The 16,993-nt window shown below is 43.5% G+C and carries 4 protein-coding genes; all 4 read right to left on the bottom strand.

The genetic code is table 11. The features are described 5' to 3' along the window. Window positions 1-36: 36 nt before the first annotated feature. Window positions 37-576 (bottom strand): hypothetical protein, encoded by a 540-nt coding sequence (locus ODZ84_RS00380; RefSeq protein WP_266174993.1) that lies wholly within the window; start codon window positions 574-576, stop codon window positions 37-39. Between the two features lie 64 nt (window positions 577-640). Next, window positions 641-2,794, bottom strand: a complete 2,154-nt coding sequence (locus ODZ84_RS00375; RefSeq protein WP_266174992.1) for a Hint domain-containing protein — start codon at window positions 2,792-2,794, stop codon at window positions 641-643. A gap of 32 nt (window positions 2,795-2,826) precedes the next feature. Further along, complete coding sequence (locus tag ODZ84_RS00370) at window positions 2,827-10,992, bottom strand: Tc toxin subunit A-related protein (RefSeq protein WP_266174990.1); 8,166 nt, start codon at window positions 10,990-10,992, stop codon at window positions 2,827-2,829. 30 nt (window positions 10,993-11,022) lie between these two features. Beyond that, window positions 11,023-16,980, bottom strand: coding sequence for a toxin TcdB middle/N-terminal domain-containing protein (locus ODZ84_RS00365; protein ID WP_266174988.1), 5,958 nt, complete (start codon window positions 16,978-16,980; stop codon window positions 11,023-11,025). Window positions 16,981-16,993 lie beyond the last annotated feature (13 nt).

Below are 16,993 nucleotides of genomic sequence, written 5' to 3'. Positions count from 1 at the left end.
TACGATCCCTGCAAAGAATCTTTGCAGGGATCGTATTTATTCACCCCACCGATTAAATCCGGGATTTCCGGTATCTTCCCGGGGACAGGTATCGTTCGTTAACCTTGCTTTCCGGGCCACAACACAGCCACAGGTTTTGCAGGTGCGTTTATCTTCATTTTTCTTTAAGCTGATTTTATATATCAATTGATCGGGGGCTTCTTCTAATTGATCGCACGAAGCACAGGCCGCTAGTCGTTTGTTATAAATCTCTTCCGTTACGGTAGAAAAGCCAACCAAACCCCATTTCCACATCGATTTTCCTAACTTTTCAATCAATTGCAGGTTAGTATAGCCACGTTCCTTTTCTGCTTGCGGTACAGCTGTTTTCGGGCTGTAATGGGCCCGCTGGGCTAATAACATATTCATCAATTCAGGACTTCTGCGAGCCAGTAATAAATTCCGTGCATAATCCTCATCCTCAAGTGCGGCATACAGCACGCCGTCCGGAACGGGTTTCGACGATCCCAGAATTTCGCTAAAACGCATACAAGCCTCGTTAATATCGGTCATTTCTTTTAGTTCATTCAGTTCCATAAATTCAGGTTTTAGTTAAAAATCGCTGCCGGCAGGATTACCGGCAGCGAGAGTATCGCCTCTTTTAGATTTTAAAAGCAATAGATCGTTGTTGTAAATCAATTGTTGATCCGTTATACGAACGAACATTCGTCGACGAGGTCAACGTATATTCAACACCGCGTTTAATTTCGGCAGCAATTTCCACTACAGGAATATTGGTTTTGGGCACAACACTATCGATACGGGCATCCGGATCGATTGTAAAATCGTGGTAGCTGGAAGCCGAAGCCGGATTGACAAGATCATTAAATTCCAACTGAATAAGCCCCATCGCATGAACCAAACTACTGCGAACCTGTTCGATCATCATGCTGCGTTGATTTGTATCCGAAACCTGAGGGAATAAAAAGTTAAGGTCGGTATTCACTGTAAAGTCCGGAGAAACCTCACCATCGACAGTCACCACTTTGTTTTGTACCAACAAATGGAATGCGTCTTCTGATGCTGCTTCGTCAATATCCTGATTCACAAAACTAAACGCTCCTACCATTGGCGGGAATGCTTTAACATCTACAACTTTCAATCCACCGGCTGTTGGACCACCAATTCCATCAGGTGGGAAATCCATTGCTTTACCCGCATCCAGTGCATCGAAACGCGTATCTACTGTAGGCTGATACGGATCGTTTGTATACGCCTGATTTTCTGGCGAAATATATTTAAATAACGAAGTATCCAATTGTTTAATTCCAGGATTGTACATGGTTCCGAAATTTTTCCCGAAATAAACATCCATTAGGAAACCGATACTGTAATAATCGGCCATAGCCACAGAAGTCCAGCCATTAGCCCCGGTCGGATTCGATTTTTGAAGCGTAGAAATCATATGCGCCAATACAAACGACAAACCTTCCTGATCCATTCCTTTTAAACGCGTTAAACCACCCGTTAACACCACGTATTGCATGTCCATCAGGACAAAAGCATAGGCATTAGGCGTTACGTTTGACTGATCATAATAAAAATTGATATCCGGGAAAAAACCTCTGAACAAACGCAATACATATCTTATCAGCGAGCTGTTCATTCCAATATCTTCAAAACTCCAGCGCGGTGCATTGTTGTACACGTCCTCTGCCTGAGCATTGTCCAGATACGCCGCTGCTGTATTGGGAACATTGATCGATCGTTCGCCATGCAGATAGAATTTTTGCGGACGTTGCACTTTTTCTCTTTTTCCGTCACTTAATGCCGTAATATGCATTACACCATAGTATTCTTTCGATAATTGCGAATACTTGTTCTCGTAGTCTTCCGAACCGATTTTAGGCAGTTCTCTATGATCTTCCATTACCCCCATATCGATAAGATGCACCGAATTGGCCTGTAAGGTAAAATCGCCCGAAACAACACCTTCCGACAATAACAAGTGCCCGTCTATAACGCCATCGAAAGCAGCAGCAGTAGAAATATGGTGTACCCCACCGATATATTCTCCGATACTGATTTCGTGAATCGGCACCGCCTCGCCCCACTCATTTACCAATTCATCTACACCCGGAACCAAACGATCACTACGTTTTAATTTACCGGTACTCATCAAAAACAACTGATCCGGGGTTACAATAATCTGCCGGTCGTCCTCGCCAAAGTGCATATATACCATGGCCGACTGATGTCCGTCTGGCCCGGTACCCATACTATACGCCACTTTTCCGGTATTCCATTTCAGTGATCCTGTTGCCAGTGATGCCGTTAATACCTCATCTCCCGTTTGAAAATACTCAATCGTTTTGAATCCCGTCGGAATAGCAATTTTAGTACCGTTAGCATAACATGAACAACAACAGAAACACGTTAATGCATAATAGCTGTCACCTTGTTTGGTACAAGCCCGCCCGCGTTTGGTACTATAATCCGATGTATTGTCGATATTCAAACAGACTCCGCTTGGATAAGGATATAATACATTTTTAGGAACACAATCCGGAATTGGATTTCCGTTCACGTCTTTACAGTTACATAAAGCGTGTGCCTGAGGCGAGAAATCGCCATAATCCTGACAATGCCGATCCGGACAAATCAAGGCAAACGGTTTGCTTGCCGAGAAACTATCGGTTTCCAGATTGTCTTCTGTAACCTGTGCGTTTGGCCCTGTCCAGGTTACCTGATTTACTTCTTTTGCGTTAGGGTCAAGGTTTGCCCTAATTGATGTTACGCATTCTTCCCATGCCATAATTTTTTAAGTTTAAAGGTTAATGATAGATTTTATTGTTTAGCAAATACGTTAGACGTATAGTTAATAATAAAGAGCAGTCCGGTTAATTTGTTCGGATCCAGTTGTTTCTTATCGGCCGTAAGCAATTCATCCGGTGTATTGGCGATCGTAAACAGCAGTTCTGCTGTTTCTGCCTCAAAAGGCCCGCTAAGTGCAACCGTTCCTACATTATTCGTTATCGGAATGGTCAGATCGCTTTTACCCGATTGTTTTAAGGTTAAGAAGCTACCCGCTTGTTTATCGGAAAACGTTGTATTGTTTTGAGTTTGCACCACTACCGTTACCGATTGTAGTTCTACCTTTTTAAGGTTTGGCAGTACAATAGCATCGGTTAAACTAAACGCCATCGATTGTGTTACCGGACTCGGTTGCGGATGCATAAACTGATACCAGTTGGCACTAAAAGCCTGTTGCAATACAATTTGCTTGGCTACCTGATACGGGTATGGTGCATTCTGTGATTGCAACTGATTTTTTACATCGGTGGCAAACTGCCCCATATCTTCGTATGCCGTATAACTTATCTTTACGATAATGTCGGAAATCGAATTAAAATCGAAATGATTGGTTTCCGGCGGCAGGTTTAATTCCCATTCCGAAACAGCGCCGGTTCCTTCAAACGGCAGGTACATGCTATCGTTAAAGTTGAGCACAAACAAACCATTATCGTCCATACCTTTGGAAAGTGCGATTTTCTGGTTCGGAATCCAGTCTACGCGTACATTACCCGGATCGGGATTATTAACCGGATCCATAACATATTTAACCGCATTGATTTTAGGTTCCATCACGGTATAATTTTTGGTTTGTCGCAATACCGCATTAATATTCTGATAAGGCCCTACCACGGCAGGAATCGACACCGAGATGGTTTTTATTTTACGCAGATACTGTCCGGGGAAATCAAAATCGAACAACTGTTCCGAAAGTTTAAAACGAAGTGTTCCTTTTACTCCCGAATGAAGTCCTGTTTTAAATTCCATAAACTGTAACGGATCCAGTTGTAGCAAAGAAATTGTCTTTTCAATTTCGAAAGTACGGGTGTTTTTCAGCACATAACTGCGTTCCATTTGTTGTAACGATAATAATAAAGCTTCGCCCGACAACAATCCTTTGTGAAGTGTATCCCAGTAATCGAACTGAATAAACTGTTCGGTACTGTTCATCTCATTCTGATAAGCCGATTGTGCTGCCAACGCCATTCCCAGCGTGAGCTGATACGATTGGAAATAAATGGTCGATAATCGGCTGATCATCCACGAATAGAAATCCATGTTTGTAAAACGGGTCGTCAGGAATTGTTCGTAGGCATTCTCCTGATCAATTGTTTTTTTATGAATCACCAGATTTTGCTGGTTGATCAGTAATTGCGCATTGGCCGAATTAATCTGATCCTGAATTTGAGCTACATCATAGGCCGCCGTCTGCTGTTGCAACTTCCAGTCGTCACGTCGTCTGCTATACTGAGCAGTCGTCGCAATAATTCCGGCACTCTGGTTTAAAATAGACGAAGTTGTTTGTGCAATCTGAGCGCCCGCATTAATGGCATCTCCAAACTTCATCCCTCCATCAGCAAAACCAAAGATATTCGGCGCCAGATAACCGGCAATCGAAATTCCGTTAATTCCAATCGAAACCGATTCCGGATAAATAGCCGCGCCTTGTAACGAAAGGCTGGCGATTTCAAGAGCACTCAGGTTTTCGTCGTACTGCTGTTGGTAAAACTGTTCGCGATTTTGAGCACTTAGCAGATTTTGTTGCAAACCGGCAATGTTTTGTTGGGCCTCTTCGATTTCCTGCTCTTTAATCATTGTGTTAAGATTAAGCAGCACACTTTGTTGCGTGGCCTGTAATTTAGCCAGTGCCGAATCGTCTTTACGCTCCAGTGCATTTACTAAACCGGATCCCAACTGACTTAATGTAGCAGCGATATTTTTTACCCGATCGATAAGATATTCAAAGCGATAAGCCGGAATAGCCGCATTCTGCGTCATAATGCTTAACGGATTACCACCGCTTGCCGCGGCACGTGCCACTATGCCAGGATCGATAGGCGGTTCGAATAATTGCAATGGTTGCGGTACCCCATTAATATTTAAGCTATTGTTTATTTTATAAAGTCGATCAATAACAGTGTCCCAGTATTGTTCGAGTTTGTCGTTTTCCGGCACACAGAAATAGGCATCAATGTCGTTATACGGCTGGAAATTTAATCCGCTGGAACCACTTCCAACATGATCTTCGAGGGTTATTTTAAACTGCGGTATATTGTCGCCGTACTGAGCCACAATGTCGTTAAAATTCGCCGGATCCTCAGCCTTACACGGTACAAGGTCTTCCGGTTTTGGCCCCAGTAAATTATAAGCGTAGATGTACAGCATATTCGCCGTGGTATTACTCTCCCAGGTGTACTGCGAAAAATACCAGTCGCCCCATTTAATCAGGTTATCGATATATTGCATTACAATTGCTTTTTCGTAGGCGCCAATACGCAAACGGGCAATAGCATGCGGATCGAACGGATATTGATTGTAGGCCGCAATCTGTTTGGTGTTCGTAATGTTGTCGAGCAATGAAGCTACCGTATGGTTCCGGAAAGGATTAAACTGCCATACGCGGCAAATATCACGCGCTATCTGATGGTTGAGCAATACATTTTTTACCGATTGAATTTGTACCGGCTGAAGGAAAGAAAGAATTGAATTCAGATTTGTTTTGGCTGTAAATTTACTGCTCACATATCCCTCGCTATCAATCCATTTGTTGTCCAGTAAAACGGGGTAAATACGACTCGAATCGGTAACTCCTATCGTGGCACACACAAAAGAATCTGTTTCTACCAGATACGGAGCCGCTGTTGGATCATAAATATATTTATACCATTTTTCGGCCTGATCAAATACCTGATTTGTCTTTAGTAAACTGGCAATATACATGGGCGCGTGGAAAAACAATTCCCAATAGTACAGTTCATACGCCCCGTTAAAATCGACCTGACCACCATCGGGAGCTTCAGGAGCAATAACATACGGTTCTTCAAAGCCAAACCTGTTAAAAGGCAATTCCGGATCCACCGGGATCAATTGACTTTCGAGCGATAACAGTTTATCGACACCACCGGAAAAGATACGGGCACTAAGGTTATGAATTGCCCCTGTGGTAAGGCGTATCGCTTTAAAATTATATTCACACGCATAAGGAGTGGTGTTCAAACTTCGGAAGAATCCGATAGACGACGGGTATTCTGCCTGGTACAATACCTGGACTACAAAGCGTACTTTTTTATCAATATCCGGTTGCCCATCCAGAATATCGTAAAGTACTCCGGTTAACTCATTAAAATCAATATCCGTCATTAAGCGGCCGTTTTTATCGAGATATCCGCTCTGCATAAGCTGATCAAAAATATTTTCAGAACCACTGGTATTAATTCCAGCACTGTCTGAAATAAAATCTGTGTTATAAAAAAGCGGTTGATTGGTTAATATATCCAGAACCACATCTACCATATCGCTTTTATTGGGTTGTCCTTGCAGCATTTCATTGAGCGCCTTGGTCAGATCGTCAATTGTTGTACCGCGTTCCAGTTGTCCGTCGGCTGTAAAATACCCGTAATCAATAAGATTGTTATAAATCTGGCTGGATCCGCTGCCATCGATACCGGCTCCCGACGAAAGGAACGACGATTCCAAAAACATGGTATCGGCATTAAACAACAAATCGGAGATAAACACCGGATCTTTATCCGGATCTTCCATTAAAAATGCTTCTTTGTCGCCATAAAAAACAAAGGTCGCTACGGCGTTTTTAATCGTAAACAATCCGTAATTTTTATTCCGCACATTTTGGGATAGCCAACGGGAACCACCGGCCCTGTTTACGACTCCCATCACAAACTGTGTCTTTATAAGCTGACCAGGATCGCCTCCAAAAATATTCATCACATCGGTACGCATTTCCGCATAATCAGAACGTCCCAACATACCGCTACTATCGATGTAACCATAGTCAACCAACGTATTATAAACCGTTTTAGAACCGTCCGCATTAATACCGGCATCGGTCGAAATAAAAGAACTGTCCGTTAAGGAAGTCTGTGGTGTTGGAATGGCCGGAGTAATAATCTGTCCCGCAATATCATTATCGTAAATCGTACGGGAAGTACTAATCAGGTTCATTTGTCCTGATGTCGCGTCGATTTGCGGAGTAAACAGATCGTTACTCTTATCGCTGTCTTTTTCGAAAAACAGGATTTCGTCGGGGTTTACCAAATAACTGCTGTCCAGACTATCGTTTAAAACAATCGGCTTAAACAACGGCAACTGCCCTTTATAACCCAGGTTATAGACATAATTATAGTTTTGCCCTGTTTCAAACAATTGATTTTCAAAAATCTGAACTGCCGGATTGGAAGCATCCGGTGGATTATTGGCCGGTTGCGGATATTGCACCGTAGTATCAATCATTGGGCCGAAGGCAATCACCAATTGTTCAAATCGGTTGCCGCCATTAGTAATTTCCCAGAAACGATCCTGTTGTATTTTGAGCGGATATACTTTATTCCACCACAGACTATTGGGGTCGAAGAAATTGTCTGGAAAAAGTTTATTATTTGCAGTTCTATACGCACTTGGACTAACATCGATAACATAGTCTTTTACCAGCGATTGCGCCGGCACCCATTGATTTTGGAAATTATAAAACGTATAGTTTATTGAGGCCTTCACAATATTTTCGGTAGTGGTATTCGGTGTTTTATCGATCGCTACACTTTGCTCTACCCAAAATAGGAACAACTTATTAAAGGCATAAACCGGTGTAATTTGTACGGCATTAATGGCCAGATCAATTTTAATCCATTGCGACCAGGTACCTTCGCTCTCCCGGGTGATATAGTAATAGGTATACGGATTGGTAGCGGTGCGCGCAAACAGAAACAAGGTCGGCTGATTATCGCGGGTATCGTCAGAAACCCTACAATAATAGGCATCTACATAAACCAGTTTTGCCAGTTCTGCAAATCCTTCCAGGTATTTCATATAGGCCGATGTCACATTGCCTTCGGTAATGTCGTTCTGTTTCAGGTCGTTTTCCAGTTGTTTAAACAGATCGGTTTTGGAGCTACGGAAAGCCGGATCAAGATAATTTTCAGGATAGAGGAAAATTTCGCGGTTGGCTTCCCATATCCGATAATTCATCATCCATTCCCACCAAACTTCAGGGATCGGTAAAAGTACCACACCGGCTTCCAGTTTCGAACGACAACGGTTCATATACAACTGAACAGCATTAAGCGCTTCTTTGATATAGGAAATTTGCGCTGAATCCGACATATCTACATCAATAAGCAAATAGTCGTGTAAATCGCGGGTATTCTGGATGTAGGCAGTATCATCAGCCGAGCGAAGGGCAAAGATCGTTGCTCCAATCAGAGCGTCTCTTTGGGCCGATGCGGTTTTGCCCCCAATTTGTACGGCCAACTGATTCCAGTCACTTCCTACATTATATCGTGCCTGAATCGCAGTTAATAATTTGTTTTCCTGTGCTACCAATGTATCCCAGTCGGCAACACCTTTTCCGGCCAGACTAAGTAGCCCCTGAAAAGCATCCAGGTCTAAACCTGTTTTATTAAGCAATGTAATAACAGCCTGCATGCTGTAGAGGCGGTCGACCTGATTGGTATAGCTTAAGGTATATAATGCTGTGATTATCGACATATCCCATCCGGTTGCTTGCGATAAAATGGCTGCGGCCACATCATTTTTATTATCGGCAATCGCCGTCATATAGTCTGAAAACCGATTGTTTACATCATTATAAATACTTGTAAAAAACTGGAACTGAAGTAATACAATGCTATTGGCAAACGTTAGTTTTGTGGTATCGGTAATGCCATAAGCCGCTTTATTGACAGCAATATTATGGAGTAAATCCTGGCTGACTCCCGTTTTTTGTACCCATACCAACCAACGTGAAATTAGACTTAATGCTTTGATGGCGTTCGTCGTATCGGGATTCAGGAATACCGAAAGTGGATTGGTAACAGTAAGTGCCAAAACCGATTGCGCCAATGAGGACGGAATACCGAAGAATGCGCCAACCTGTTCGTAAAGTTTGATCAATTGATCGTCTTCAGAATCGGATACCGGAATAAGCATCGGCAGTGTTTTAAGCCATGCTTCACTTTTATCGGGATAGTATAAAATGTTAACGGTGGGCGATACAACTGCATTTACCGTATAATTGAGATCCTCTAACGTTAATCGGGTCACTGCAGCCAGTGTTTCTTTGTTATCAATTAGCGCCGTCAGCTCATCAACTGTAAAAACCAGCTGTACTTTTCCGGATAAGCTCAAGAAGCTCAGATAATTTTGGATACTTAATTTAAAATATCCTGCCAGGCGTACATGGCGCGACAAGGCCGAAATGGCAGGTACATTTAACACAATGGTTGGGGTACTCGTATATAAAGCCGAAACCAGCAGCTGCAAATCGTTTTGCGAAACGCCCAAGGCCGAAGCGACACGAACGGCGTTGGCCGGATTGTTTCCGCTGCTGGAGGCATATTCCCAACTTAGCGGCGTATCCAGATAGGTTTTATTCAGAGGATAGGCTACCGTTGCGCTATTTTTAGGGTGGTATAAAGTGGTTTGTCCGGTATTAAACACGACATCAAATGGCGCTGTCGACTGTGCCGGATCGTTCCCCATTCCGTAAGTTTTCAAATCAAACAAATAGGTACTTACCGTAGCGATGTCGCTATTCATCCGGGTAACCAGTTGTTGTAATTTTGGTACGAGTTGTAATATGCTTTCATCAATTTCCGGTGTTCCGTTATTCAAGGCATGTAAAGCCCAGTCCAGATCATCAAACGACCATTCGCTAAGCAACGTAAGGCGCAAATAGCGATTAATCTGATCCAGAGCCGTTGGCGTCAGGTTATCGATGGTATTTACCGAATCGGTATTCCCTGCTACAACCGGTTTGGTTAAACCCTTATTGATAAAGAACTGCGCATTTAGCCCGGCTGTAATTTCAGTACCGGATAAATTCTGGTATAGTAAATCCTGAACTTGCGTTACCAGTAAACCTGTTTGTTTAGAAAAGACTGTAAAACTATTCAGATCGTCCAGTTTCGCCACCCCAAAATAGGTTTGTAATTTCGTAGTATCTACCGTTGCCGTTTTAAGCAAATTCCAACCTTCGAGGGTGGTTTGCAATTGTTCGGCAGCCAATTGCGGTCCGGTTAACTGTTGGGAGGCAAATACCTCGGCCAGTGTTGTTTTGAGTTCCTCGAGATAAATCCGTACGGTGCTTAACGGTTGCAGGAATGGTAAGTTAAACGGATAATATGTCGCGGCAAGCTGCTTATACAAATCGGTCGTACCCGCAATTTTCCAACTGGTCGACAAACTTTGTTCCAGACGTTCAATGATGATTTGTAAATACGGGACGATTGTATTTGTTTTTTCACAGGTTAGCGGTATCGTTCCCAAATCGGGACGTCTTACAGCCAATGTACTGGCGTGTGGTATTGTAGCTGTATTGGGTTCGGTAATGTATTTTTGTACAATACGCATCAGATCGACAAAATAGGCTGCTGGTCCCAGTACCGATTTACATTCCGGGCAATCGCAATAGTTTAGACTTCCAAACAGCTCCTGGTAGCCTGCTAATCCGGTAAAATACCCGGTTACCTCTTCACTGACAGATGAAGTCGATATCGCTTTAGAAAGCGGCGTCGACATATTTAAAATTGCATTGGTGAGATTGGCCACATTATTGGTTACTTCGGTCGCTCTCTTGTATACCTCCGATGCTACTTTGGGGCAGCCAAAAGCATCGGTATATTGTTTTACAAACACTTCTCCGCTTTGTCGGGCAATGTCATGAGCCGAGTTTAATCCATCGAATTTTTCGTACAGAGTACCAATGGCGTCAGCCGTTAATTTTTTGCCCGTCTGCGCTTCCGGATGTAACCGAACCACCCGAGCCACCTGTTTGAGCTGTTCTACTGTGTCGGCTGCGGCGGCACGGGATTGGGTTTTGGGTAGCTTTACGGAGGCTAAGGTATCTTTCAGATGAAGATTGGTCGTTAGCAAATCTACGTCCGGATTTGCTTCATAAAAGTTATGAATCAGTTGTTTTACTTCCATGATTAATAGATTTACTTTTTTTAAATATCATTATTCACTATCGGTATCGTAATCGTGTACATGACGGGCAGACACCCCTAAATTTTTATAATATATTCCTGCATAGGTCGTCATACTCAGGTGTTCCTGATAAGGGCTTAACGAAAGAAGTGCCGCTACAGAATCCCAATAGGCACCCGGATGCTGACCATAGGATGTGGCAGCAATACCATGAATCTGGAAAAACAAGCTACAAGCCAAACAAGGTCGACGTGTACCGCCGATATAATTGAATTGTTTTCCGGCTTCCACAATTTTGGTTTCGGCATGTTGTTCTTCGTGTCCCTTAACAAATTCCAGTTTATAATCCTGATACGCTCCGTTGATCTCGGTTTCCAGTTTACCCAGATGTCGGGCTACACGCCCTGAATATTTCGTTTTATCCGGAACGGTAAAATTTTTAAGGGTGCCTGACAATAATTTATCGAGTTCACTTTGCTTTTTGTTACTGGCCACATAAATCGTTTTTTCAGTATGATTGATTGCGGCCTGCACTTCGGTAAAATCCTCGTTCTGAGCCAAAAGAGCCGTCGATAAATGGCGAACCAGTAACCGTTCGGGACTCATCCCTTTATTAGGAGCGACAATCTCCTCGGTTACTCCGGTATATAACTTAGACTGATGGACTCGTTTGGCTAATTTCATTTTGCTACCATGCCTGGAAGTTATTTGTTCTTTCAGCTTTTTACTTTTTTCTTTACGAATCTTTTTGGTGACATCCAGTAACCTGGATTTTTTAGGCGACTTTCCGCCATCCGATTCATCATCTCCATCGCTTCCCGAGCTGTCGCTTACTGCAGAAGCCCTTTTTCTCTTTGTTTTTTTTCCGGCTGTTCCCTTACTACTCGCACTTAGTCCGTCGGCATCTTTCATACTAACCGGATTACCGATACAAAAAGCATATAAATTGAGACCATCAACGCCACCGGCCGGATCGGGTTTATTCCAGCGCATCAGCCATGGAACGTAGTAGCGGTGCCCGTAGTAATATAATCCGGTAGTATCATCCCGTTCTTTTCCGGAATAGCGGTAATTTTTAAGACTCACCTCCTGCTGATTCGGGCCTGCGATAATAGACGTTCCGCCATACGGGAAATATTCTTCATAACTAATCAGCAGCGCCTGATCGTCGACTTCAACCGCTACGGAATCCAGTTTGGTACAAAGCTGCCAGCGGAATGAGCGGTCGCCTGTTTGTTTTTCCTTTTTATTGTCGTCGAGCTTCCAGTAATGCATAATTAATAAACACGTTTCGCCATCCATAATGCGTAAGGTTTCGCGTTCCAGGGTGATGGTTGTTGTATTATTGGTAACCGTTTGCTGTTGTTTTAAGGCATAGTTGCCAAAGTATACCGTACTTTCCATCATGTTTACAGTACCGCCGTTTGCCATTCTTTCGCTTACTTTTCGGGTACGTTGTTCTGCACTGTCATATACATAATAATCGGCATCATCTTCTTCTTCCGGACGGGTAATAATAGCAGCGCGCACCAGATTTTCGCAACAATTATAATCCAGCGCCACGGGTTTATTGATCATAACCTGACGCAAATTCCCGGAGTCGTCGTACGTAATACCGGTTAAACGATTGGAATTCACGTCAACCGGCAAATCGCGGGTCCAGGAGGCCGATTTGGCAATATGTTTTAACTGAGTCAGGTTTCCGGAATTATCGTAGGTATAGCTTTCACGATAGTTTTCCAGTTTGTCATAATCAGAGGGTGCAACCGAAAATTTACTTTGTTTAAAGTCGTTGTTAACCACGTTATTCTGATAGGTGTTGGCTAATATTCCGGGATGCTGACAGCCGTTTGCCGCCAACAAACGGTATAAAATATCGTAGGTATAATCCGATAGCGGTACCACCTTCTGATTGTTATAAAAAATAGTATCCCTGCTTAAATCCCGTAATCTTGTAATATTACCCACCGGATCGTATACATAGGTTATATTTTGCAACAGCGGATTCTCGCCTGAAGTTACCAATCGGGTATTTTTAAGGGTGATCAATCGCTGGGTAGTCGTTTCGTAAGTACAAACCGTCGATGAATTGTTGGCAAAAACAACCTGGTTCCGTTGGTTTGAAGCGTCATATTCAATTCGTTGGATAACCGGTTTTGACTTTCCGTCCGGTAATTTCAGATCGATCGTTGCCAGTAAGCCCGACTTCGAATAACTGCGCCGTGTTACAGTACCGTCGGCAGTTGTTTCGGTGAGTAAATCGCCTACAGCATTATAGATTTGTTCGAGTGATAAAGTGTTTGGATCTAACGGAACATTTGCCGGATCGCTCCAATCGACTGCATCTTTATAAACGGCAGTCATCTGGCGGCTTTTCGAAATCGATTGTCCGGTAAGTGCATACCTGCTAAACGTCACAATTCCCGATAAATCTTTTTGTTCGTACAATTTTCCGCGTAGGTTTAACGAGGCGGCGTCCTGAATTTCTTCGCCATAAGTACACACCTCTACTAAAGGATATTGATCGACCGGAACAATGGGATCGCCATCAACATATCGCTTAACCCGTAGCGTTTTCTGGCGTTGTAAACGATCGTAAGTAATGCGTTGGTTATACATTCTCGGTGTCCACGACCAACATAGCAACCCCATCATATTGTTAAAATGAAACTCCGTTCCGGCATCTGCACTTTCGGTGATCAGCGCACTCGTTTCATTCATCTGATAGGTGTTGCGCTGATTAATATAATCGGTACCCGTAGTCACATTCGTGTAATACAAACGTGGATCTATTTGCAGCAGTACCCGGCCCTGTATATCGGTTTCCGAATAAGATGTTAATACGCCCTGCAACAAGATTAGGGTTATCTGTTCTTCTATACCATAAAATTTCGGATCCAACTGCAATTCAAATCCGGCTTGATACGGCGTAAAAATCGCGGTAAGCCATCCTTCGGCAGTAATATAACCGGCAGTAACCAAAGCCTGTAAAATTTCGGCACTCGTACTGCCGGATCCGGTGGCAATGGCGTCGAATGTAGCGGCAGTAACTTTCCCCAGATTGTTTGTCTGAAGCAAAAACTGCGTTCCGGTATTATCGAAAACCTCGGTTGTGGGTGTATTATAACATTTGGCCGCCTTATCTAAAGCATTTTTTTCGTCCTGCTGTTCCTGGGTCGGATTGGCCGGATAATTAGCCGTAAACGTTTTATAGTAATCCGAATCCAGTACCGTATCGTTAGCATCGTAGGTTTTTTGTTCCCAGGCGGTAAAAGTGATTTGTGAAAAGAATCCTTTCGGATCGTCGGTACGGATTAACCGACCGAGAGGGTCGTAATGCATTACCGAAGGGGGCGGCATATTCCCTTCATCAATCAATGTCTGCTGATTTTCGTAATCGGATGTCGCACTAAAAAAGGGCAGGTATTGTTGTGCTACCAGTCCTTTGTTATTGTATACGGTTTGGCCGGACGTATTCCAGCGTTCTTCGACCTCAGCCAGTTTATTGTCGACATAAACCAATCCCGGATCCACTAATTCTTTTTGTTCGATAATCCGGCCCAAACCGTCAGAAAACTCAATCCGGATGCGGCACTCGGAATTTCCGGCGCCTTTATGAATAAAATTGGTTGCCGATAAAGATACAGCGGCCAACGGTTGTTTACGATCGGTCCAGTTATACTCGTCGTAGAAAAAATACGTCAAAGCGCCTTGTATATAGTAGTCGTGTTGGTCTAAAACCGGTTGTATTGTGATCGGTGTTCCATCCGGTGCTGTTGTTCGTGTTTGATATGCTGCCGGAAAACCGCCGTACGGATAAAGGAGCATGCTCCCTTCCAAATCGCCATTTTTAATTCCGAATAAAGATGAAACACGCACCTGTCCTAACGGGTCGTAAAGTACCTGCGACACATTACCATTAATATCCACCAACTGCTTGGGTGTACAGGTATGATAATCTAGTGTAAGTAGTTGTGTGTTTTTAATGTCGTTATCGGGATCGATGTATTCTATTAATTCTACCACCTGAATGTTATACGGTGTATCATAGCCCATCTTCCCGCAAACCGACAATTCTGAATCGGCCGGAACAAAAGGGTTGATCACTTCATTAGGCAGGAAAAACAGCTCCGGTGTATCGGATTTGAAATAAGTTTGTACCGTTCCGTTATTCCACCAGTAGCCCGTTTCTTTATCGAAAACAAATCCGGCATTGGTAACAACATCATTCGTTAATTTCCCTTTATAGGCCGAATCGATATAATTTTGGGTAAACTGTGCTGTGGCAGTATACGCCTGTAATCCCCGCGAGGCGATGGTGAGTAATGGTAAAAAATCATCTTGTGTTTCATTCCAGAAATAATTGCGGGTCCAGGAAAACTGCAAGGCCGCAACCGCTTCTCCGGGTGATACTCCATAAGGAATGATATTTTGCAGCGCCTCTTCTATGAGGTGATTACAGTAATCGAAATCCATGTATCCTTTACCCTTTTCCAGGGCAAAGCCCGACAATTGAAACGCCTTCTCCTGGCCTACGATTCCCGCCCAATACATTTCGCTGTCATCGGTATTGATCACATCGGTCGTTGTAAAAGTCGCCAAGAGCTGTTGTTGTTCTGGATATAACGAAACGCCTTTGGTTGATGATGTACGGCGCGGCAGATAAACGGTACAGGAGCGTTTTACTGTACCGCTTTGAGGATCTACTTCGAGTGTAAATTGTTGTTCTACCCGCGGATCGATTGCGTTGCGTTCGTAATGATAAGCAATATGTTCCCGTGGATCGACGCGGAAAATTGCATGTTCTTCATCGGATGCCGGCTGAATCAAAGCCACGGCATAATTAGATTGTTCTACCGCATAAGGCACGCTCGATTCGGGTTGATCATCTAACCCGTAAACTTCCGTCCGGATACTGCTTCCGTTTAAGGCTACAAAAGCTTCCCGAAGCGTTTTGCCATTGGCGGTATAAATATCGGCAGCAAACACATGGTCCGGAAAATCATAGGCATTAGCATCACCCTTAAAGAAATCGGCCCGGTATTGCTCCTGTAATGCATCATAACTTTCAAACACTCCGGTATTAAACCATTTTTTGGTGTATACCGGAGGGACAAACAATTCTTTATTGACCTCGTTTACTGGGAACTCCAGATTCTGGATGGTCGCGGTAAACGCTTCGTAGGTTTGTGTATCCCATGTTTCTACAAAACCAAATCCGCGGAAACTTCTTTCCACAGGATCATAATATCCGTCGTGATATGCAAACTCCTGAACGTAGCACGATTGCGAAACAGCATCCGTCTGCGTAATGCGGTCGATCACCTGAACCGGGAAAAACAAACGGGTTTTCCAGGGTTTTCCGGCTTGTTCGTCTTCCAGATAAAAGCGCACCGAACTGGAATAATGCAAAGCCGTGCGGCTACCGGTATTGTTATTGGTTTCGGTAAGCAAATAGGGTTTTAGCGTTACCATAGCGATGTCCAGTGGATCGACTCCCGAAAAATTCAGGTAATAATGCCGTGGCGTACCGGTTAGTTTCGAAAAAATCAGGCAACTCGTTCCGGTTCCCAGTATATCGGCAAAATGAAGGCTATCCAATGTATCGAACGATTCCGGTAAAGTAATAGTAATTGCGTCCGAAAAACTATTTCCACTTTTATTGAGAAATAGCTGAACCGTATTGTCTAATGCATATACAATATCCATAGTACCGGTTCCATTCAGATCGGCAAAATAGAATCGGGAAGCATCAAAACCGGCTTCAAAATATGGCGCATTTATTAATTCGATACGTTGCCCAAACCGGCCGTATCCTAAGTTAGGCCAACAATAAACCGTTCCGTTTGCCACGGCAACCCGATGCTGTAATCCGTCACCAAACAAATCGGCAAAAGTGACCGATGTTTTTCCTGAATTCTGACTTTGTAACGGGAAATCTTCCGGCGCCGGTACTTGTTGCGGTTTGCCATATCCAAAGGTTCCCAATCCGGGATAAACC

It is taken from the genome of Chryseobacterium fluminis (genome assembly GCF_026314945.1).
In the GTDB taxonomy this organism is placed as follows: Bacteria; Bacteroidota; Bacteroidia; order Flavobacteriales; family Weeksellaceae; genus Chryseobacterium; species Chryseobacterium fluminis.
Note: the sequence above shows the minus strand (reverse complement) of the source record. Positions and strands in the feature narration are given on the sequence as shown.

What these genes read in the sequence shown, in the direction of transcription:
- ODZ84_RS00380 (WP_266174993.1), bottom strand. Translation starts at nt 576, where the DNA reads ATGGAACTGAATGAACTAAAAGAAATGACCGATATTAACGAGGCTTGT.
- ODZ84_RS00375 (WP_266174992.1), bottom strand. Translation starts at nt 2,794, where the DNA reads ATGGCATGGGAAGAATGCGTAACATCAATTAGGGCAAACCTTGACCCT.
- ODZ84_RS00370 (WP_266174990.1), bottom strand. Translation starts at nt 10,992, where the DNA reads ATGGAAGTAAAACAACTGATTCATAACTTTTATGAAGCAAATCCGGAC.